Origin of the sequence: Burkholderia sp. AU27893 (assembly GCF_002223205.1) — a bacterium.
In the GTDB taxonomy this organism is placed as follows: domain Bacteria; phylum Pseudomonadota; class Gammaproteobacteria; order Burkholderiales; family Burkholderiaceae; genus Burkholderia.
Genome location: NZ_NKFD01000002.1, coordinates 1,006,191 through 1,027,842 on the forward strand (window position 1 = coordinate 1,006,191; position 21,652 = coordinate 1,027,842).

Consider the following 21,652-nt stretch of genomic DNA (forward strand, 5'->3'; position numbering starts at 1 on the left):
GGATGCGTGCGCATCACTGCAGATGGTTGAGCGCGATGTCGATGATGTCGAAGTTGCGCAGGCGCGCGCGGCCCGAGACGTCGCCGGCGACCGGCTTGCTGAAGATCAGCGGCACGATCTGCTCGGAGATCCCGCCGTGCGAGCGGAGCGGCACGTCGAGGCCCGACAGGTCATGCTTGATGCGGCGCGTGCCGAGCACGACGTCCTGCTTCGAGATCACGATCAGGTCGCCCATCCGCGCCGGCGGCAGCTCGAAGCGCGCGCAACCCTCGGCGCCCGTCAGCACGACCTCGATGCCGTCGACCGCGGCGAGCCGTGCGCGCAGCGCTTCGGTATCGGCCGACGCCGGCACGTAGACGGTCGCGAACGAGCCGAGCGCGCCGTGGTGCACGACGTACGGATCGGTGATCGGCAGGATCACGCGCGCCGCGTCCTCGCCGAGCCACTCGTCGAACAGCTCCTGCAGGTAGATCACGTTCGGCTCGCCGGTTTCATCGTCGTGCTTCGCGTTCATTCCATGATCGGCCGTGATCGCGACGATCGCGCCGAGCGCGTCGAGGCGCTGCAGGTAGGTGTCCATCATCGCGTAGAACGCGTTCGCGCCTTCCGTGCCGGGCGCGCACTTGTGCTGCACGTAGTCGGTGGTCGACAGGTACATCAGGTCGATCGGACGCGTCTCGAGCAGGCGCACGCCGGCCGCGAACACGAATTCCGACAGGTCCGCGCTATACACGCTCGGCACCGGCTTGCCGACCAGCTCGAGCACGTTGTCGATGCCGTTTTCCTCGATGCTCGCCTCGTCGGCCTTTTCCGACGAGAAACAGATGCCCTTCAGCCCCTTGCCGAGCAGGCGGCGCAGCTTGTCCTTCGCGGTGACGACCGCGACTTTCGCCCCTTGCTCAGCGAAGGTCGCGAGCACCGTCGGTGCGACCAGGTACTTCGGATCGTTCATCAGCACTTCGGCGCCGGTGTCGCGGTCGTAGAAGTAGTTGCCGCTTATCCCATGCACCGCCGGCGGCACGCCTGTCACGATCGACAGGTTGTTCGGGTTCGTGAAGCTCGGCACCACGCACTCGCCCTTGAGCGCCGTGCCCGGCTTCAGCAGCGTGCGCAGGAACGGCGCGACGCCGGCCTCGGCCGCCTCCTCCAGATATTCGTATGCGCAGCCATCGACGCACACGACCACCACGGGCCGGCTCATCCAGTTGTAGCGGCGGCCGTTCACTTCCACGGATACAGGCGTTTCATTCATGACGTTCATTCCTTTCAGGTCGAAGGGGTGAGCCGTCGGCGCCCGCGCCGCGCCGAAGGGAGGTGTTTTCCATGCTTGACATTAAAATTGATGATTTGTAGATTGTCAACAACATGCAGAGAACAGAAAGCAAAACAACGGTGCAGCAAGAGGGCTGGTCTCCACTCATCCGCCGCGTGCCGCGGCGCCACAGTCAAGGGGTCTGAAGATGAACGAAGTGCCGGTAAACAAGCGTTTGAATGCATGGGCGGCGGGCGCGGCCCGCTTCGCACTGGCCGCGGCGGTCGCGCTCGGTGCGGTGCAGGCGGCGCACGCGAAGACGTCGCTGCTCGTCTATACCGCGCTGGAAGACGAGGCGATGAAGCCCTACAAGGACGCGTTCGAGAAAGCGAACCCCGATATCGAGATCCGCTGGGTGCGCGACTCGACCGGTTCGGTCACCGCGAAGCTGCTTGCAGAGAAGAACAACCCGCGCGCGGACGTCGTGCTCGGCCTCGCCGCGTCGAGCCTCACGCTGCTCGACCTGCAGGGCATGCTGATGCCCTACACGCCGAAGGACTTCGACCAGCTCACGCGCAAGTACAGCGACGCGAACACGCCGCCGCACTGGGTCGGCATGGACGTGTGGGGCGCGACGATCTGCTACAACCGCGTCGCCGCGCAGGCGAAGGGCATCCCGAAGCCGACGTCGTGGGAAGACCTGACGAAGCCCGTCTATAAAGGCGGGATCGTGATGCCGAGCCCGGTTTCGTCCGGCACCGGCTACCTAGACGTGACCGCGTGGCTGCAGACCTTCGGCGACGACAAAGGCTGGAAGTTCATGGACGCGCTCGACAAGAACGTCGCGCAATACGTGCACTCGGGCTCGAAGCCGTGCACGCTTGCCGGCACCGGCGAATTCCCGATCGGCATCTCGTTCGAGTTCCGCGGCCACGAACTGCAGTCGCAGGGCGCGCCGATCGATCTCGTGTTCCCGAAGGAAGGGCTCGGCTGGGACATGGAAGGCACCGCGATCATGAAGACGACGAAGCAGCCCGACGCCGCGAAGAAGCTCGCCGACTTCATGGCGAGCAAGGAGGCGAACCAGATCACCGCGCGCTGGTGGGCGATCGTCGCGTACCCGGGGGTCGCGCGCAAGCTCGCCGGCATCCCCGACAACTACTCGGACCTGCTCGTGAAGAACGACTTCGTATGGTCGGCGAAGAACCGCCAGTCGATTCTCGATACGTGGCAGAAGCGCTACGGCGCGAAAGCGCAGCAGTAACGTCGCGACCCGCCGCGGGGCCGCGCCGCGCGCCGCCCCGCGCCACCCTTTCCATCGTCGAATCCGGCCCCCGGGCCGCCCCAGCATGGAGGCGCGCATGGCACCTTATCTGAGCGTAGAACGCATCGAGAAGCGGTACAACGACACGCAGGTCCTGACCGACATCAACCTGAGCGTGATGAAGGGCGAAATGATCTGCTTCCTGGGGCCGTCCGGCTGCGGGAAGACCACGCTGCTGCGGATCATCGCGGGGCTCGAGACGCAGAACGCCGGCCACATCATGCAGGACGGCCGCGACATCTCGCGGCTGCCGCCGCAACTGCGCGACTACGGGATCGTGTTCCAGTCGTACGCGCTGTTCCCCAACCTCACCGTGTACGACAACGTCGCGTACGGGCTCGTGAACCGCAAGATGAAGCGCGACGCGATCCACGAGCGCGTGCACACGCTGCTCGCGCTGGTCGGCCTGCCCGACAGCCATCGCAAGCATCCGGGCCAGTTGTCCGGCGGCCAGCAGCAGCGCATCGCGCTGGCACGCGCGCTCGCCACCTCCCCCGGCCTGCTGCTGCTCGACGAACCGCTGTCGGCGCTCGACGCGCGGGTGCGCGTGCGGCTGCGCCAGGAGATCCGCGCGCTGCAGCAGCGGCTCGGCGTGACGACGATCATGGTCACGCACGACCAGGAAGAAGCGCTGTCGATGGCCGACCGCATCGTCGTGATGAACCACGGCGTGATCGAGCAGATCGGCACGCCGCTCGAAATCTACCGGCAGCCCGCGTCACCGTTCGTCGCGGACTTCATCGGCCGCGTCAACACGATTCCCGCCGAAGTCGCACAGGACGGCACGCTGCGCGCGGGCGCGGTCGGCCTCGACTGCCGCCACGGTGCGGCCCGCCCCGCGCAGGGCGCGGCGGTCTCGGTCTACGTGCGGCCCGAGGACCTGCGCATCCGCGTGCCGGGCGAGACGGCCGACAACGTGCTGGCCGGCCGCGTCGAGAAGCTCGAATTCCTCGGCGCGTTCTGCCGCGTGAGCTTCCGGATCGACGGGCTCGACGGCCAGGAGATCGTCGCCGACCTGTCGTATCACGACGTCGACCGCACCGGCGTGCAGGCCGGCGCGCGCATCGACCTCGCGCTCGATCGCGAGCATGTCCGCGTGTTCCCGAGCGCGAAGGAGCGACTGCAATGAGCACCGTCCTGACCGAGCGCCGCCGCGGCGCCTCCGCCCCCGCCGACGTGCGGCAGATCACGCACTGGCACGACCGCATCGCGCAGCTCGCGCTCGTCGCGATGGCCGCGCTGATGTCGATGTTCCTGCTGCTGCCGCTCGCGCTCGTCGTGCAGAAATGCTTCGTCGATGCGGACGGACGCTTCGTCGGCGCACACAACTTCGTCGAGTATCTCGAGGACAGCGGCGTACTGCGCTCGATGCTGCATTCGCTGACGGTCGGCGCGCTCGTCACGTCGATCGTCGTGCCGATGGCGTTCACGTTCGCTTACGCACTGACCCGCTCGTGCATGCCGCTGAAGAACGCGGCGCGCACGATCGCGCTGCTGCCGCTGCTCGCGCCGACGCTGCTGTCCGCGGTGTCGTTCATCTACTGGTTCGGCAACGCGGGGCTGCTCAAGCCGCTGCTGCACGGCCATTCGATCTACGGGCTGCCGGGCATCGTGCTGAGCATGGTGTATGCGTCGTTCCCGCACGTGCTGATGATCCTCGTCACCGCGCTGTCGCTGGCCGACGGCCGGCTCTACGAGGCCGCCGACGCGATGGGCACGAGCCGCATCCGCAAGTTCTTCACGATCACGCTGCCGGGCGCGAAGTACGGCTTGATCAGCGCGACGATGGTGGCGTTCACGATGTGCATCAACGACTTCGGCGTGCCGGTGGTGATCGGCGGTTCGTACAACGTACTGTCGACCGACATCTACAAGCTGATCATCGGCCTGCAGGATTTCAACCGCAGCGCAGTCGTGAGCCTGATGCTGCTGTGTCCGGCCCTCGTCGCGTTCGGCGTCGACTTCTTCATCCGCCGCCGCCAGCAGTCGCAGCTCGGCGCACGTTCGACGCCGTACCAGCCGAAGCCGTCGCGCGGCTTCGACGCCGCGATGCTCGCGTACTGCGGCATCGTGTGCGCGTTCTTCATCGCGGTGGTCGGCATCTCGGTGTTCGCGTCGTTCGTGAAGTTCTGGCCGTACCAGATGACGCTCGGGCTGCAGCACTACGAGATGGGGCTGATCGGCGCGGGCATCTTCGACGCGTACAAGAACAGCCTGCGGATGGCCGCGACGGTGGCGCTCGGCGGCACGATCGTCGTGTTCGGCGGCGCCTATCTGATCGAGAAGACCCGCGGCGCACGCTGGCTGCGCGGCTTCATCGCGCTGTGCGCGATCCTGCCGATGGGCGTGCCGGGGCTTGTGCTCGGCATCAGCTACATCTTCCTGTTCAACGCGCCCGGCAATCCGCTGAACGGGCTGTACGGGTCGCTGTGGCTGCTCGCGATCGTCACGGTGGTGCACTACTACGCATCGAGCCACCTGACCGCCGTCACCGCGCTCCGGCAGATCGACAGCGAGTTCGAGGCCGTGTCCGCGTCGCTGAAGGTGCCGTTCTACAAGACCTTCGTGCGCGTGACCGTGCCCGTGTGCCTGCCGGCGATCCTGCTGATCGCCCGCTACCTGTTCGTCAACGGGATGACGACTGTCTCGGCCGTCGCGTTCCTCTACTCGCCCGACACGCAGCCCGCATCGGTCGCGATCCTGAACCTCGACGACGCGGGCCAGATGGGCCCGGCCGCCGCGATGGCCACGCTCGTGCTCGCGACCTCGTCGTTCGCGTGCGTGCTGTTCGCATGCATCTCGCATCGACTGTTGCGCCGTACGCAGGCCTGGCGCAATCCGCATCGCCGTTGATTCTTTGACCGTATTCACGTGACGTCCCGACTTCATCAAGGAGACACCATGACGCTCGCCGCCCAGCCCATCCTGCTCACCCCTGGCCCCCTGACGACCTCCGACTCCACGCGCGACGCAATGCTGCGCGACTGGGGATCATGGGACAGCGACTTCAACGCGATCACCGCGCGGCTGCGCGAGCGCCTGCTGCAGATCGTGCACGGCGAAGGCACGCACGAATGCGTGCCGCTGCAAGGCAGCGGCACGTTCTCGGTCGAAGCGGCCCTCGGCACGCTCGTGCCGCGCGACGGCCACGTGCTCGTGCCGAACAACGGCGCGTACTGCCAGCGCATCGCGAAGATCTGCCGCGTGCTCGGCCGCCAGCTGACGACGATCGACTACAGCGAGGATCGCCGCGTCGATCCGGCCGACGTCGAGCGCGCGCTCGCCGCCGATCCGACCATCACGCACGTCGCGCTCGTGCACTGCGAAACGGGCGCCGGCGTGCTGAACCCGCTGCACGACATCGCGCAGGTCGTCGCGAAGCACGGCCGCGCGCTGATCGTCGATGCAATGAGCTCGTTCGGCGCGATCGACATCGATGCGCGCACGACGCCGTTCGACGCGGTGATCGCCGCATCCGGCAAATGCCTCGAAGGCGTGCCGGGGCTCGGCTTCGTGATCGCGAAGCGTAGTGCGCTCGAACGCTGCGAAGGCAACAGCCACTCGCTCGCGATGGACCTGTACGACCAGTGGGTCTACATGCAACGCACGACGCAGTGGCGCTTCACGCCGCCGACGCACGTGGTCGCGGCACTCGACGCGGCCGTCGCGCAATACGTCGACGAAGGCGGGCTCGCGGCGCGCGGCGGCCGCTACCAGCGCAACTATCGCGCGCTGATCGACGGGATGCTCGCGCTCGGCTTCCGGCCGTTCCTCGATCCGGCGATCCAGGCGCCGATCATCGTCACGTTCCATGCGCCGGACGATCCGAACTACGACTTCAAGCGGTTCTACCAGGAGGTCAAGCAGCGCGGCTACATCCTGTATCCGGGCAAGCTGACCGAGGTCGAGACGTTCCGGGTCGGCTGCATCGGCCACTTCGGCGAAGCCGGCATCCCGGGCGCGGTCGCCGCGATCGCCGACACGCTGCGCGCGATGGGCGTGCGTCGCGTGTCGGCGGAAGCGGCAGCGTGACGTGACGTAACCCGCCGCATGCACGTGCGCATGCGGCGGCCGTCATTTTTTCGGGCCGTGCGCGGCACGCCCCCTTTTCGACGAACCCTCCCATGCGACCCTTCTGGATCGAACAAGCGCTGTTCAACGACGGCGATCTCGCCCCCGCGCTGCAAGGTGCGACGCAGGCCGACGTGTGCATCGTCGGCGGCGGCTTCACCGGGCTCTGGACCGCGATCCAGGCGAAGCAGCAGAACCCCGCGCTCGACATCGCGATCGTCGAGGCCGACCTGTGCGGCGCCGGCGCGAGCGGCCGCAACGGCGGCTGCCTGCTCACGTGGTCCGCGAAGTTCCTGACGCTGCGGCGGCTGTTCGGCGAAGCCGAGGCGATCCGGCTCGTGAAGGCCTCCGAAGCGGCCGTGCAGCACATCGCCGATTTCTGCCGCGCGCACGCCATCGATGCCGAGCTGCGGCTCGACGGCACGCTGTACACCGCGACGTCGCGTGCGCAGGTCGGCACGCTCGCGCCGGTGCTCGACGCGCTCGCCGCGTGCGGCATCCACAGCTACGAACCGCTGCCGCCCGCCGAAGTCGCGCGCCGCTCGGGGTCCGCCCGCAATCTCGACGGCGTCTACTCGCCGATCGCCGCGACCGTGCATCCCGGCAAGCTCGTGCGCGGGCTGCGCCGCGTCGCGCTCGCGATGGGCATCCGGATCTACGAGCGCACGCCGATGCTCGACTTCACGCCCGGGCAGCCGGCCGTCGTGCGCACGCCGTCCGGCAGCGTGCGTGCGGGCAAGCTCGTGTTCGCGATCAACGCGTGGATGGCGAGCCGCTTCCCGCAGTTCGAACGGACGATCGCGGTCGTGTCGAGCGACATGGTCATCACCGAGAAATGCCCCGAGCTGCTCGAAAAGACCGGGCTCGTGGACGGCGTGTCGGTGCTCGATTCGCGGATCTTCGTCTACTACTACCGCACCACCGCCGACGGGCGGCTGATGCTCGGCAAAGGCGGCAACACGTTCTCGTGGCGCAGCCGCATCGCACCCGTGTTCGACCGGCGCTCGCCGTACGAGGCGCAACTCACGCAGAGCCTGCGCGAATTCTTTCCGTCGCTTGCCGGCGTGCCGGTCACCGCGAGCTGGAACGGGCCGTCGGATCGCTCCGTCACCGGCTTCCCGTTCTTCGGCCGCCTCGACGACGCGCCGAACGTGTTCTACGGCTTCGGCTACTCGGGCAACGGTGTGGGGCCGACCTACATGGGCGGGCAGATCCTGTCGTCGCTCGTGCTCGGCCTCGACAACGCGTGGACGCGCAGCCCGATCGTGCGCGGCCCGCTGGGTCATTTCCCGCCGGAGCCGATCCGCTATGTCGGCGCGCACGTCGTGCGCAATGCGATCCGCCGCAAGGAGCGCGCGGAAGACGAGAGCCGGCCGCCGGCAGTTGTCGACACGTGGCTCGCGAAATTCGCGAGCGCGGCCGGGAAAGCCGACAAGGCGTGACGATGCGTTGACTTGCGTGGCTTGAATGACCCGAAGCCGCAATGAAAAAGGGACGCTGCGAAGCGTCCCTTTGCCGTCGTGCGGCAACCATTTCGCGGCAACCCGCGCAGGCGTTGCCGCGCACTTACGCGCGCACTGGCTTTTCCCGCGCCGACTTGCCGGTCGAGGGCAGGCCCTGCTCATGCGTGCGGCGCATGCGCTCGAGGCCGTGCGACAAGTGCTCGCGCACGAGCGCCACGGCCTGCTCCTCGTCGCCGCCCGCGAGCGCCTGCACGATCTTGTCGTGCTCGGCCGCGGACACGGCGATCGCATCCTCCTCGGCCTCGATCGCCGCCTGGCGCAGCAGGCCGAGCTGGCGCACGAGCCGGCGGTAGGTATCGGTGAGGTGCGTATTGCCCACGCCGACGACCATCGCGTCGTGGAACTGCACGTTCAGCTCGGTATAGCGCGTGACGTCGTGCGTCTTCGCGGCATCCTTCATCGACTGGATGATGCCCTTCAGCACCTTCAGCGTGTCGGGCGAGATGCGCTTCGCGAGCGCGCGCGCGACCGACTCGTCGAGCATCGCGCGCACTTCGTAGATCTCCTCGGCTTCGCGCAGCGGCACGACGCGCACCGTCACGCCGCGGTTCTTCTCGTTGCGCAGCAGGCCGGCCTGCTCGAGCGCGCGGAATGCCTCGCGCACGGGGCCGCGCGACACGTTCAGCTTGGTCGCGATCTCGACTTCGTTGAGCTTCTCGCCAGGAGCGTATTCGCCGGAGACGATCGCGCGCTCGAGCATGTCCTGGACGATCATCGCAAGCGACTGGCTTTGCAGGAGTTCGATGGCGCTGAGCGCGTTCGGGGCTGTCATGGTCGGGCGGGCAGCAGGGCTGCGGTAGAAAACGAGGGCGCCATATCGGCGAATGATCCTTGTATACCCTCGGCCCGACACATTGTCAACAGTTTTCAGTTTCCAAAAACCAATTCCGCCTGCCGGAATGCCTCCGAAGCGCGACCGGCAGGCAGCGCTCGCGCGGCGGGCCGACTTCGCCCGCCTTGCGTGACACTTGTCGGCCGTCAGGCCGTCGGGTGCTTCACCGGCCCCGGATCGCTTTGGCTCGGCCGGCCCGTCTCGACGTGGCCCGCGAAGCGGCGCACGACCTTGTCGTCGCCACCGCGCAGCGTCGTCGCGGTGATCGTCAAATCGTACCAGCCGTGGCTCGACGCCAGCTCGAAGTGGTCCTCGATGCGCTCGCCCGGCTCCAGCGTGTAGGTCCGCGCATGCTTGTGGCTATACGCGTTGTCGACCGTCACGCGGCACGTCGCGCGCCCGCTGTTGCGCAGTTGCAGATACACGTGGCGGTTGCGCACGTCGTAGCCGATCCGCGCTTCGGGGTTCGCGTGGCGGCCGTCCGCCGCGAGCCGCGTGTTGCCCTGGAACTCGCACAGATAGCCGTTCGGGCCATACGCCGCGAGATGGTAGTCGCCGCGCGCGGCCGACGTGTTCCACGTGTCGACGAAGCGGTCGTGCGCGGACACCGCATAGCGGCGCGGGGGCGTCGTCGGGTTGCGGCGGTCGTACACGTAGAACGCGGCGCCTGCATCACCGGTGTTCGCGAAATCGAGCGACACGCTGTCGTCGTGCCCGCTCACGCGGCTGTGCACGAACAGCTCGTACGGCAGCGCACGTGCCGGACGCGTGCCGGGCTCCTGCGTCGGCATCGACTGCTGCGCGGGCACCTGGTACGCCTGGCCGGCCGTCGCGATGTGCTGCGGCACCGTGAAGCTGACCGTGCGCGTGTCGGGGCGCGCGGAGAAGTCGAAGGCCGACGTGAGGTCGCCGCAGATCGACCGGCGCCATGCGCTGATGTTCGGCTCCTTCACGCCGAAGCGCGCTTCGAGGAAACGCAGTACCGACGTATGGTCGAACGTCTCCGAGCACACCCAGCCGCCCTTCGTCCACGGCGAGATGATGATCAGCGGCACGCGCGGCCCAAGGCCGATCGGCTGGATGCCGCCCGGGTCCGCGCCCGGCACGAGCGGGCTCATTTCGCCCGGGTACTTGTTCAGGTCGAGCAGCTCGTCGCCGAGATTCGACAGCAGGTTCGACGACACGATGCCCTGGCCGCCCACGCCGCTCGTGACCGGCGGCACCGGCGGCACGACGTGGTCGAACAACCCGTCGTTCTCGTCGTAGTTGAGGATGAACACCGTCTTCGCCCACACTTCCGGGTTCGACGTGAGCGCCTCGAGCACCATGTTGATGTAGAACGCGCCGTCGGTCGGCGACGCCTGCGGGTGCTCGCTGTACTTGTACGGCGACACGATCCACGACACCTGCGGCAGCCGGTTCGCCTGCACGTCCGCCTTCAGCTCGGCGAGCGTGTGGTCCGACGCGCCCTTGTCGACCAGCGGGCCGCTCGCGCCTTCCTTCACCTGGAAGCGCTTGAAGAACATCAGCGAGTTGTCGGTGTAGTTGTCGGTCGGGTCGCCCGGAATGCCCGTGCCGCCCTGGTACACCTTCCAGCTGATCTTCGCGTTCTCGAGGCGTTCCGCGTAGGTCGTCCACGTGTAGCCGTTCACGTCGTCGCGCTCGCCGATGCCCGGGCCGTTCGGCGGGTTGCCGTAGATGTTGCGCGGGTCGACCGTGCCGGTCCACAGGTAGATGCGGTTCGGCGCGGTGTCGGCGTGGGCGGAGCAGAAGTACGAATCGCAGATCGTGAACGCGTCGGCCAATGCGTAGTGGTACGTGAGATCCTGGCGCTTCAGGTAGCCCATCGTCAGCACGTCCTGCTTCTGGTTCACCCATTGGTCCCACTGGCCGTTGTTCCAGGACAGGTGGCCGCTGCTCCAGCCGTGGTTGGTGCCCGGCTGGAATTCGGTCGTCTGCTTCGGATCGAGGTAGAACGGCAGCACGTACGGCGCCGACGGATCGAGGCCGCGCGAATGGTAGTTCTTCGTGAACACCGATGCCGGCGGCTGCTGCCACACCGGCGCGCCGCTCGGCAGCAGGTGCGGGCGCGGGTCGTTGAAGCCGCGCACGCCGCGCAGCCCGCCGAAGTAATGGTCGAACGAACGGTTTTCCTGCATGAAGATCACGACGTGTTCGACGTCGCGGATCGTGCCCGTGCGATAGGCGGCCGGCATCGCCAGCGCATTGCGGATCGCGGGCGGGAAGCCCGCGTAGGCGGCCATCGCGCCGGCCGACTGCGCGGCGAGGCGCAGGAAATCGCGTCGATTGTTCGAGGACATGAAGAGAACCCTGTTGTCGATAGGAGTGGGGCGCCGGTCGAGCGGGGCCGGCGGTGGTGCGTTGCCGTTATTACCCCGCACCGGCGTGTCCCGGCCGTGACCGGTTACCGCAGGTTTCTTTGGGTTACCCACAGAAATTCTTTCGAAGCGGCGCACGACGCGTCTTTCATCCGACCGACATATGCATGCGCTACGCTGACGCGCGATACAGAGGGGAGAAGCCGAGTCGTGTTCGATCAGCTGAAGGCGTTCCACGCGACCGTCCGGCAGGGCAGCATCACGCGCGCCGCGCGCCACCTGGGCGTGAGCCAGCCGACGATCGCCGCGCAGATCCGGCAGGTCGAGCAGGTGTACGGCGTCGAGCTGTTCTACCGCAGCGGCCGCAAGCTCGAGGTCACCGAGACGGGCATCGAGCTACTGCCGCTCGTCGAGAAGATGATCGCGCTCGAGGCGCAGGCCGACATCATGCTGCGCAACGTCGGCGGCCTGTTCGAGGGCCACCTGCGGATCGGTGCGACGGGGCCGTACTACATCATGGACGCGGTCGGCCGCTTCTCGAACGCGCATCCGTCGATCGCGCTCACGTGCCGGATCGGCAACTCCGAGGAGATCCTGCAGGCGTTGCAGGAATTCCGCATCGACCTCGCCGTCTCGTCGCAGCGCAACGATGCCGACGGCCTCGAACGCAAGGTGATCTCGACCGATCCGCTCGTGCTCGTCGTGCATCGCAACCATCCGCTCGCGCGCTTCGACGCGATCGAGCCGGCGCAGCTCGCCGACGTGCGGCTGCTGATTCGCGAGGACGGCTCGGTCACGCGCCGCTGCACGGAGACGATTCTCGCGGCGGCAGGTATCGCGGCCGTATCGGTTGCCGAGATCGGCAGCCGCGAAGCGATCCGCGAGGCGATCCTGCACGGCGTGGGCGGCAGCCTGTTTCCGCTCGGCGAGGCCGAACGTCATCCGGATTTGCGCGTGATCGCGCTGCGCGGCGTCGACACGACGATCGACGAATACGTGTACTACCTGAAGGCGCGCCGCCAGAGCCCGGCGATCGACGCCTTCCTCGCGTGCATCCTGCCGGCCGGCGGTGATACGGCCGGAACGGATGACGCCGGACGAACGGCGCGGCGGGTGAACGCGCGCTGAACTGCCGCGCGCTCACCGGTTCCGCACTTTGCTGGCGCTTTTCCCGCGCCTTCCCTCGTTTTTCCTCGTGCCTTCCTTCCGTCGTCGCGCTCACCTCACTTCGGCAGTGCCGGAATCATCCACGTCAGCACGTGCTGCTGGAGGAATACCAACACGCCGAGCAGCAGCGTGAGAATCACGCTGTGCCAGAAGGTGCGCGCGAACACGACACCTTCCTGTCCTTTCAGGTCCGTCGTCGATACACCCGTCGCGATGTTCTGCGGCGAGATCATCTTGCCCATCACGCCGCCGGACGAGTTGGTCGCGGCCATCAGCACCGGATCGAGGCCGAGCTGCCGCGCGGCGACGACCTGCAGGTTGCCGAACAGCGCATTGCCCGACGTGTCGCTGCCGGACAGGAACACCGCGATCCAGCCGAGCGACGCGGACACCAGCGGGAACAGCGCACCCGTCGACGCGACGCCGGTGCCGAGCGTGTAGCTGATCCCCGAGTAGTTCAGCAGGTACGCGAGCCCGACGATCATCATCACCGTGACGATCGCGATCCATGTCTGCCGCCAGGTCTTGACCACGCATTCGAAGAAATCGCCCACGCCGGTGCGCGTCAGCGCGGCCGTGATGATCGCCGAGAGCAGGATCGCGGTGCCCGTGCCGAGCGGCTGGAAGTCCCAGATCGCCGCATACGGCTTGTGGTACAGCGACACGAACACCGCGTTGTGCAGGCCCGGCCACTTGATCTTCACGTCGCCGATCGCCGCGATGTTCGCGTGCACCCATACGATCACGACCACCGACACGACGAGCCACGGCAGCCAGCCGCCGAAGCCCGCACGCGCGGCGCCGGCCGTTGCCGGCACGCTGCGCGCAAGCGCGTATTGCGGATCGGGCTGCGGCTTCCACACCTGCAGGAAGCCGATCGTGACGATCAGCGACGTGAGCGACGACAGCACGTCGGTGAGCTGGTAGCCGAGAAAGTTCGACGTGACGAACTGCGCGATCGCGAAGCTGCCGCCCGACACGAGCAGCGCGGGCCACAGCTTCGAGATCGAGCGCAGCCCGCCGTACGCGCCGACTACGTAGAACGGCAGCAGCAACGCGAAGAACGGCAACTGGCGGCCGACCATCTGCGCGAGGGTCGCGGGCGGCAGCGACGTCACCGCGCCGAGCACGGTGATCGGCACGCCGAGCGCGCCGAACGCGACCGGCGCCGTGTTGAACAGCAGCGTGTAGGTGAGCGCCTCGAGCGCAGGGAAGCCGAGCGCGATCAAGAGTGCGCTCGTGATCGCGACCGGCGTGCCGAATCCCGAGATCCCTTCGAGCAGGCAGCCGAACGAGAACGCGACGACGAGCAGCACGAGGCGGCGATCGTCGGGCAGGTTGTCGAGCATCCATTGCCGGAACTGGTCGAAGCGGCCCGACTTCACCGCGATGTTGTACAGCAGCAATGCGTTGAAGACGATCCACATTACCGGCACGACCGCGAGCGCCATGCCCGCGCCGACCGCGTTGAACGCGAGCCCGGCCGGCATGCCCCATGCGCCGATCGCGACCGCGAGGCCGGCGACGAGCCCGGCGAGCGACGCCTGCCACGCGGGGCGGCGCAGCACGCCGAGTGCGATCAGCGCAACCGCGATCGGGATCGCGGCGACGAGGAAGGACAGCAGCAGCGAGTGGGCGACCGGCGTCAGCGGCTGTGCGAAGACGATGCCGGGCGGTAGGGCGTCGGTGGGGTTCATCGTGTCTCCAGATGTCGACCCGAGTTGGCGCTTTAGCGCTTACTCGGGTCCCATGCCTTGCGCTGACGACCCGAGCTGGCATCGAGATGCCCCGGGTTCGGTACAAGGCGATGTCCTGCGGTCACGACCGGGATCAAGCGCTTGCGCACGCAACGACGTCGCACGCCCAACCGATCGGTTGCTTAAATGAGGTTAGGAGGCGCACGGCGCTTGTACAAGGGGGGACAAGCCCGATGCGTGCCGACCCGATACGAACCAGCCGCCACACGCTGGCCCGCAGCGGGCAGCCCGCTGTCGCGTTCGACAGGAAGCCCGTCACGCGCGCCTCACCGGCGCAGCACGGCGCCATCCCCCACGCAATGTTGCACATGCGGCAAAGGTGCCTGACGGCGGCCGGGATGTTTCGTTTGGCGTCCGAAGCCTACACTCGTCGCATCGATTCCGCCCGCGCCGGCCACGGCAGGCACGGCACCGGAACCTCACGGAGTGAACACGATGAAGACGATGAAACGGGCGGCGTGCGCCTGTGTGCTGATCGGCGCGGCCTTCGCCGCTCACGCGCAGGCCGCGTCGACGCTGACGCGCGCCCAGGTTCGCCAGGAACTCGTGGCGCTGCAGGCCGCCGGCTACCGGACGAGCCTCGCGAGCAGTCCCGACTTTCCGGACCACATGCAGGCGATCATGCGCCGTGCCGCGCAAGCGCGCGGCGAGGATGCCGGCTACGGCAGCGCAGGCGGGGCAAACGTGGAATCGGCAAAGCCGGCGCTGCCGCACGCGATCGACCGCGGCACCTACGCGCATCACTGACGGCAGAATCGACCGGATCGAGCGCACAACGGTGCGCGCTGACCGGCGACGGAGAGACGCATCGCGCACCGCGCCGACCGGCGCGATGCACGTGCGCAGACATCACACGCTGAAGCGGTTCAGCGTATAGGCGCGATAGGCCGCGACGAACGCATCGAACGATCCGGCCTCCTTCGCTTCGAGCTCGGCCTGCTCGGCCAGCGATTTCGCGGCGAGCGCCTGCTCGGTGCGCAGCGTCTCCGCCGACGGCGGACGCGCACGGAAATGCGCGGCATGCGCTTCGCTCTGCGCCAGCGCGAACCCGAGGAACGACTGGCCACGCTCGCGCATCGTGCGCAGCACGCGCGCGGACGGCGTGCGCTCCGGATCGGCGAGCTTCTCGCGTTGCGCGGCGATTGCGCGCACATGCTCGTCGCCGCCGCGGATTTCGTCGAGACGACGGCCGACGGTTTCGATATCGGCCATCAGGTCGTCCGCCCAAGCCTGCAGCGTGACCGGCTGGCCGTCGCGCTGCAGCGTGAGCCCCGGCTTGCGCCCTTCCATCGTCACGCTGCCGAAGTTCGCGTTTGCTTCCTTGTACGCGGGGCAGTCGAGCGCCGGGCTCTCGTCGAGCGCGCACGCGAGCAGGAACGCGTCGATGAAGCGCGCGGTTTCCAGTGCGATGCCGGTCGGCTCGAACGGATCGATGTCGAGACAGCGGACCTCGATGTACTGCACACCGCGCGACGCGAGCGCATGCAGCGGCCGCTCGCCCGAATACGTGACGCGCTTCGGCCGGATCGTCGAGTAGAACTCGTTCTCGATCTGCAGCACGTTCGTGTTGATCTGAATCCACTCGCCGTCGCGATGCGTGCCGATCGCTTCATACGCCGGATACGGCTCGCTCACGGCCTTCGACAGCGCGTCGAGATAGCCGGGCAGCGTGTTGTAGTCGACGTGCAGCGCGGCCTGGGCGGTCGTGTTCGAGTAGCCGAGATCGCTCATCCGCAGGCTCGTCGCATGCGGCAGGTACAGCGTATCGGCATCGAACGTGTCGAGCTTGTGCGGCTTGCCGCGCAGGAACTTCGTGTCGAGCGCGGGCGACGCGCCGAACAGGTACATCAGCAGCCAGCTGCGGCGGCGGAAGTTGCGGATCTGCGCGAGATAGCGCTCCGACTGGTAATCGACGAGCGTGGCCGTCGAGCCCTCGTCCGCATGCAGGCGCCGCCACACTTCCTCGTGCAGCGAGTAGTTGTAGTGGATGCCCGCGATGCACTGCATCGTGCGGCCGTAGCGGTACGCGAGGCCGCGCCGGTACACCGTCTTCAGGCGGCCGATGTTCGACGTGCCGTAGTCGGCGATCGGGATCTGGTCGTCGGCCGGCAGCAGGCCGGGCATCGAGTCGTTCCACAGCATCTCGTCGCCGAGCGACGCGTACACGTAGCGATGCAGATCGTCGAGACGTTCGAGCGTGATCGCGGCGTCGCCTTCCGCGGGCGTGATCAGCTCGATCAGCGCTTCGGAATAGTCGGTCGTCAGCGCCGGATGCGTGAGCGCCGACCCGAGCGCGCGCGGATGCGGCGTGAACGCGATCATCCCGTCGCGCGTCACGCGCAGGCTTTCCTTTTCGATGCCGCGCAGGCCGTCGGGCAGATGCTGCCGCGTCGGGCCCGAGCTCAGCGCGTCGAGGCGATTCAGCAGCAGTTCGGACTGGCGGTGAGTCATGGTGTTCGACATGGAGACGCAAGTGCGTGACGGCCGCGCGCAGAACGCCGCGCGCGGCCGGCTGGATTGTTGGTCGCTTCGTTGGTAGCGGGCACTTTAACATCTCGCCGAAACACGCGCTTGAGGTGGCGCGGGGCATGATGCGCAGGCCGGAGCGGGCCGCCGGACGGGCCGGTCGCGGCGGTCGCCGCCTCTGCGACCGGTTCCATCCGGCGGCCACGGGCACGCCGGTTACGCGAATTCGTCGGACGGAACGTGATGCGCGAACGGGTGGCGGCAGGTGCAACCCTGCCGCTGAACCGATCGCGGAAAGCGGGGTAAGTGGGCATCGCGCGCACGGTATCCGGCCGACGACGGATGCGCGGAATTGCCGTGACGGCCGGTGTCCGGTGTCCGGTGTCCGGTGTCCGGTGTCCGGTGTCCGGTGTCCGGTGTCCGGTGTCCGGTGTCCGGCGGTGAGCCTACGCAGGTCGGCATGACCTGCGCAACGGGTTGCATCGCGGCCTCGCCCGGTCGCACCCGGCCGCAGCCACAGCGGTCACCCGCCGCGCGCGCCGCCCGCCCGGTCGGCCACCTCATTCCACAAATGCAGCGCCGCGTACGCGCGCCACGGCCGCCAGCCTTCGGTGCGGTGCTTCTGGGTCGCGAGCCGGTCGAGCGCCGGATCGCGCGCGGCGATCGACTGCATCAGCACGAGATCGGAGGCCGGCCACGCGTCCGGATCGCGCCAGGCACGCATCGCGATGTATTCGACGGTCCACGGGCCGATGCCGGGCAGATCGAGCCACGCACTGCGCAGCGTCGCGAGATCGGCGTGCTCGCGATCGACCGGCACGTCGCCGGCCGCCACCGCACGCGCCACGCCCGTCAGGGCCGCCACCCGCTTGCCGGGCATCCCGATCTTGTCGAGAGCGCACGCGGCCAGCGCATCGGGCGTCGGGAAACGCCATGCGGGCATGCCGTCGTCCTCCTGAACCACACGCTCGCCGGCCCGTTCGACGAGCCGGCCGACGATCGTCGTCGCGGCCTTCACGCTCACTTGCTGGCCGACGATCGCGCGCACGGCCAGCTCGAACCCCGACCATGCGCCCGGCACACGCAGCCCCGGCGCGGCCTCGACGAGCGGCGCGAACCACGGATCGCGCGCGAGCCCGCTGCCGATCGCGGCCGGATCGGCGCCGAGGTCGAACATCGTCGCGACGCGCATGGCGAACGCATCGTCGACGTGACGCGCGACCGCGCCTTCGACCGTCGCGACCAGGCAGTGCTTGCGCGGATGTTTCGCGACCGTGAGCCGGCCGGCATCGCCGTGCAGGTCGACGATGCGGCGATACACGCCGTCCGCCACCTGCTCGACACCCGGAATCGCGCGCCCGCTGAAAAAGCGCAACACGCGCGCCCAGTCGTAAGGCGCATGGAAGCGCAGTTCCATTTGCGCGGACGGCGGCACATGGCCGCCGTTCACGATGGAGGTGATGGTTGTTTTTGCGATGCTCAAACTGCGCTGCCCTCCGCAACGGATTCGGTTTGATCGTCGTGCACATGACGCGCTTCGGCCGCGAGCAGCGTCGCCTTGCGGCGCACACCCCAACGATACCCGGAAAGCGCGCCGCCCTTCTGTACGACGCGGTGGCACGGGATCGCGAGCGCGACCGGATTCGACGCACACGCGGACGCGACGGCACGCACCGCGCGCGGCGCACCCAGCGCCTCGGCGATCTCCGAGTAGCTGCGCGTTTCGCCGTACGGAATATGCGTCAGCGCTTCCCATACACGCTGCTGGAATGCGGTCGGCGCGATGTCGAGCGGCAGGTCGAATGCGTGCCGCGTGCCGTCCAGGTACGCGCGGATCTGCGTGACGAACGGCGCGAGCCGTGCCGACGCTTCGACCAGCTCGGCGCGCGCGAACGCGTCCTTCAGCTCGCCGACGAGGGCTGCCGGTTCGTCACCGAACGCGATCCGGCAGATGCCCTGCTCGGTCGCGGCGACGAGCACGGTGCCGAGCGACGTCGATGCGGTTGCATAGTCGATCCGCAGACCGGCGCCCTGCCGACGGAACGCCGACGGCGCCATCCCGAGCTCGCGCGGCACCGACGCATAGAGCCGCGACGGCGAGTTGAAGCCCGCGTCGACGGCCGCCTGCGTGACCGGCTGCCCGCTTTGCAGCGCCTGCCGTAGCGCGGCACCGCGCTGCGCGGCCTGGTACTGCCGCGGCGACACGCCGACCACGCGCTTGAAGAGCCGCTGAAGATGAAACGGGCTCACGTGCACGGCATCGCTCAGTTGCTGCAGCGTGAGCCGCTCGGCCTGCGCGTCGAGCACCGCGCACGCGCGGTTGACGATCTCGAGCTCGCGCGGCAGCCCTTCCGGCTGGCAGCGCTTGCAGGGCCGGAAGCCGGCCGCACGCGCGGCGGCCGTATCGGCGAAGAAGGACACATTTTCGCGACGCGGCAGCCGCGACGCGCAGGTCGGGCGGCAGAACACGCCGGTCGTGCTCACGGCGTAGAAGAACGCGCCGTCCGCATGCGGATCGCGCTCGGTGACGGCGCCCCAGCGGGCATCATCGGTCGGATAGGCGGTTTTCATCTGAACCTCGCACTCTCTAGTGTAGATGGTGCCTACTCTAGACATCGGCACGTGCCGTCGCGCCCTGAATCTTGCTCTGTGATTCGGGCTCCGATAATCGGGGGCGCATCGCCTGAAAATAAATCCGACAAAACACGCGCGCCGGCTGTTCCGGCGCGGTTTTCGTCATCATTCCGTCACCCTTTTGCTGCAGTGCGGATGCGACAAATCGCCGTCCTGACGTTTTTTTGCATTGGGAATATTGCGTCGCACCATCGCCGTGTGTATAGTTGGAACTGTCTCCTCCATGTCTCCTCCTGATATGGATTAAGCCCGTTCCGCTCTGCGTGAACGGGCTTTTTTTCGTCCGTCGATTGTGCCGCGTTCCGGCGGGCGGCGCAGGCGCGATGCGTCTACACTCGATGCTCGTGGACTGCGAAGGAGAGCCTTGCCCATGAAACCGACCATCCGCGCGATCGATCACATCGTGCTGCGCGTGACCGACATGGCCGCGATGACACGCTTTTACTGCGACGCCGTCGGCTGCCATGTGGAGAAGGAACAGCCCGATCTGGGCCTCGTGCAACTGCGCGCCGGCGACGCGCTGATCGACCTGCTGTCGGTCGGCGGCCCGATCGACCGTCCCGACAGCGGCCCGCCCGGCACGGGACGCAATCTCGATCACCTGTGCCTGCGCGTCGAGCCGTTCGATCCCGACGCATTGACCGCCCATTTCGCCACGCATGGCGCGCGGCCGGGCGCGCCCGCGGAACGCTACGGCGCCGGCGGCTACGGGCCGTCGATCTACCTGTTCGACCCGGAAGGCAACATGCTCGAATTCAAGGGGCCGCCGGCCGCGATCGGCTGAACGCGGCCGGCACGCGGGCCGTCACGCGTCCGCGCGCGGCTTCAGCACCGTCCACTCGACCGCCACCGGATCGTGGTCGGCGCTTGAGATCCACGCGGCGCCGTCCTGCACCGTGCATTGCAGACGCATCGTGCGCTCCGCGAGTTTCCCGAGCGCGGCCGCGACACCGTCGTTCAGCGACAGCACCTGCACGTTGCGCAGCCGCTCGACCTTGCTGCGCACGCCCTGCCACCAGATATCCGACGTCTTGCCGCCATATGCGATCACCGTGACCTGCCCGGCGCGGCCGGCCGCCTTCGAGATGCGCCGCTCGTCGGGCTGGCCGGCTTCGATCCAGACGTCGATCGCGCCGGTCAGGTCCTTCTGCCACAGATCGGGCTCGTCGACGTCCGACAGCCCCTTGCAGAATTCGAGCCGCTCGTGCGCGAACAGCGCGAACGCGACGATGCGCACCATCATCCGGTCGTCGGTTTCGGACGGATGGCGCGCCACCGTCAGCGCGTGATCGGCGTAGTAATGCCGATCCATGTCGGCGATTTGCAGTTCGGCTTTGTAGATCGTGGATTTCAGCGCCATGCGGAGTCAGCCCGGGCGGGCATTCGGTTCGGTCGGGCCGTGATGATACCGAATGCGGGCCGTCCGGCGCGTGTCATGCGCCACCCACAGCGCAACGGCCCGGCATGGGCCGGGCCGTGTTCGGTTCGCGCCGCCGGCTCATCGGGCCGGCGCGCTCGCGCGTCGTGTGACGGCGCGGTGAGTGGACGGTTATTGCTTGACGAAGCGCGAATCGGTCCAGAGACCTTGCTGGTCGCTGTTGTCGGCGCTGACGAACTGCACGTCGCCCTGGTCGACCGACACCACGCGGAAACGCTGGCCTTCCGGTACCGACAGGCACCGGTAATCGTCGAAGTATTGCTGCTTCGCCTGCGACTTGCCGTCACGCTCATGACTCAGTACGGAGTCCAGATTGTCTTTCGACAGGCAGCCCCATGCGTTCTTCGTCAACTGGATTTCCTGCTTCGGCTTGACGGCCGAATCGCCGCCGGCTTGGGCAATCGACACCGCGCAAAATGCGCCGACGAGGGCAAAAAGGATACCGGTACGTTTCATCATGTTCTGTCTCCAGGCTTGCGGGCACCAGGCTTGGGTTAGCTATGTGTTTAAAGGTGATCGTGAACCCGCGTTTTTCACTTTAGAAGACCGGCAAGCGATAGCAAGCACATTTGTTGTGCGACCGCAATAGCGGCGGATTGTCGCACCCCGTGCGCAGCCTGGTTTTGTCACCCTGCGCAGACACGACGACGCGCACCGCCCGACGAACCGGCTCGCGCCGCCGGGCGGAAAGCGTTACTCAGCAAGACTTTCATCAAAGTTACAATGCGGCGATTGAACGGTTTGGATAATCCATTTCGCTATCCGGATCATTTTGATGCGCCGCACATAAAGTCATCCGAAACGATTCGACTTTACCGCAACGCGGAATCGCATTTACCTGATACAAGA

At 67.5% G+C, this 21,652-nt stretch carries 17 protein-coding genes; 8 read left to right on the plus strand and 9 right to left on the minus strand.

The window, feature by feature from the left end:
• Positions 1–13: 13 nt before the first annotated feature.
• On the minus strand, positions 14–1,252 hold the full coding sequence (gene phnA, locus CFB47_RS17900; RefSeq protein WP_089461845.1) for a phosphonoacetate hydrolase: 1,239 nt from the start codon (positions 1,250–1,252) through the stop codon (positions 14–16).
• A gap of 208 nt (positions 1,253–1,460) precedes the next feature.
• On the opposite strand from phnA, the gene CFB47_RS17905 reads away from it, so the two are divergent.
• The 5 genes from CFB47_RS17905 (at position 1,461) to CFB47_RS17925 (ending at position 8,089) form a co-directional block, all read left to right on the plus strand.
• Complete coding sequence (locus CFB47_RS17905) at positions 1,461–2,516, plus strand: putative 2-aminoethylphosphonate ABC transporter substrate-binding protein (protein ID WP_089461789.1); 1,056 nt, start codon at positions 1,461–1,463, stop codon at positions 2,514–2,516.
• Positions 2,517–2,613: 97 nt separating this feature from the next.
• Positions 2,614–3,705, plus strand: coding sequence for a putative 2-aminoethylphosphonate ABC transporter ATP-binding protein (locus CFB47_RS17910; RefSeq protein WP_089461846.1), 1,092 nt, complete (start codon positions 2,614–2,616; stop codon positions 3,703–3,705).
• On the plus strand, positions 3,702–5,429 hold the full coding sequence (locus tag CFB47_RS17915) for a putative 2-aminoethylphosphonate ABC transporter permease subunit (RefSeq protein WP_089457143.1): 1,728 nt from the start codon (positions 3,702–3,704) through the stop codon (positions 5,427–5,429). Before CFB47_RS17910 ends, CFB47_RS17915 begins: the two co-directional genes overlap by 4 nt.
• Before the next feature lie 48 nt (positions 5,430–5,477).
• Complete coding sequence (locus CFB47_RS17920) at positions 5,478–6,608, plus strand: 2-aminoethylphosphonate--pyruvate transaminase (RefSeq protein ID WP_089461790.1); 1,131 nt, start codon at positions 5,478–5,480, stop codon at positions 6,606–6,608.
• A gap of 92 nt (positions 6,609–6,700) precedes the next feature.
• Positions 6,701–8,089, plus strand: a complete 1,389-nt coding sequence (locus CFB47_RS17925) for an FAD-dependent oxidoreductase (protein WP_089461791.1) — start codon at positions 6,701–6,703, stop codon at positions 8,087–8,089.
• Positions 8,090–8,213: 124 nt separating this feature from the next.
• On the opposite strand, the gene CFB47_RS17930 is transcribed toward CFB47_RS17925, so the two are convergent.
• Together CFB47_RS17930 and CFB47_RS17935 are read right to left on the minus strand one after the other, a co-directional pair.
• Complete coding sequence (locus tag CFB47_RS17930) at positions 8,214–8,942, minus strand: phosphonate utilization associated transcriptional regulator (protein WP_089461792.1); 729 nt, start codon at positions 8,940–8,942, stop codon at positions 8,214–8,216.
• A gap of 206 nt (positions 8,943–9,148) precedes the next feature.
• The gene (locus tag CFB47_RS17935) at positions 9,149–11,323 is read right to left on the minus strand and encodes a phosphocholine-specific phospholipase C (RefSeq protein WP_089461793.1); all 2,175 of its coding nucleotides are present in this window, start codon (positions 11,321–11,323) and stop codon (positions 9,149–9,151) included.
• 228 nt (positions 11,324–11,551) lie between these two features.
• Between CFB47_RS17935 and CFB47_RS17940 the strand changes: the two genes are divergently transcribed.
• On the plus strand, positions 11,552–12,469 hold the full coding sequence (locus tag CFB47_RS17940) for a LysR family transcriptional regulator (protein WP_089461794.1): 918 nt from the start codon (positions 11,552–11,554) through the stop codon (positions 12,467–12,469).
• A 95-nt stretch (positions 12,470–12,564) separates the two neighbouring features.
• Here the strand turns inward: CFB47_RS17940 and CFB47_RS17945 are convergent, their stop codons facing one another.
• Complete coding sequence (locus CFB47_RS17945; RefSeq protein ID WP_089461795.1) at positions 12,565–14,205, minus strand: L-lactate permease; 1,641 nt, start codon at positions 14,203–14,205, stop codon at positions 12,565–12,567.
• 495 nt (positions 14,206–14,700) lie between these two features.
• Here CFB47_RS17945 and CFB47_RS17950 point away from each other — a divergent pair, with 495 nt between their 5' ends.
• Positions 14,701–15,012: a DUF4148 domain-containing protein gene (locus CFB47_RS17950; protein WP_089461847.1), complete on the plus strand. Its 312-nt coding sequence runs from the start codon at positions 14,701–14,703 to the stop codon at positions 15,010–15,012.
• A 102-nt stretch (positions 15,013–15,114) separates the two neighbouring features.
• On the opposite strand, the gene gshA is transcribed toward CFB47_RS17950, so the two are convergent.
• From gshA to ada, 3 genes are all read right to left on the minus strand, one after another.
• The gene (gene gshA / locus CFB47_RS17955) at positions 15,115–16,728 is read right to left on the minus strand and encodes a glutamate--cysteine ligase (protein WP_179258957.1); all 1,614 of its coding nucleotides are present in this window, start codon (positions 16,726–16,728) and stop codon (positions 15,115–15,117) included.
• A 526-nt stretch (positions 16,729–17,254) separates the two neighbouring features.
• Positions 17,255–18,214 carry a DNA-3-methyladenine glycosylase gene (locus tag CFB47_RS17965; RefSeq protein WP_089461798.1) on the minus strand — a complete coding sequence of 320 codons (960 nt, stop codon included), beginning with the start codon at positions 18,212–18,214 and terminating at the stop codon, positions 17,255–17,257.
• A complete protein-coding gene (gene ada / locus CFB47_RS17970) occupies positions 18,211–19,302 on the minus strand; it encodes a bifunctional DNA-binding transcriptional regulator/O6-methylguanine-DNA methyltransferase Ada (protein ID WP_089461799.1) in 1,092 nt (363 codons plus the stop codon). The genes CFB47_RS17965 and ada overlap by 4 nt, the downstream gene beginning before the upstream one ends.
• Positions 19,303–19,735: 433 nt before the next feature.
• Here ada and CFB47_RS17980 point away from each other — a divergent pair, with 433 nt between their 5' ends.
• The gene (locus tag CFB47_RS17980; protein WP_089461801.1) at positions 19,736–20,149 is read left to right on the plus strand and encodes a VOC family protein; all 414 of its coding nucleotides are present in this window, start codon (positions 19,736–19,738) and stop codon (positions 20,147–20,149) included.
• A 21-nt stretch (positions 20,150–20,170) separates the two neighbouring features.
• On the opposite strand, the gene CFB47_RS17985 is transcribed toward CFB47_RS17980, so the two are convergent.
• Together CFB47_RS17985 and sap1 are read right to left on the minus strand one after the other, a co-directional pair.
• The gene (locus CFB47_RS17985) at positions 20,171–20,725 is read right to left on the minus strand and encodes a YaeQ family protein (RefSeq protein WP_089461802.1); all 555 of its coding nucleotides are present in this window, start codon (positions 20,723–20,725) and stop codon (positions 20,171–20,173) included.
• Between the two features lie 189 nt (positions 20,726–20,914).
• A complete protein-coding gene (gene sap1 / locus CFB47_RS17990) occupies positions 20,915–21,262 on the minus strand; it encodes a surface attachment protein Sap1 (RefSeq protein ID WP_011353606.1) in 348 nt (115 codons plus the stop codon).
• Positions 21,263–21,652 lie beyond the last annotated feature (390 nt).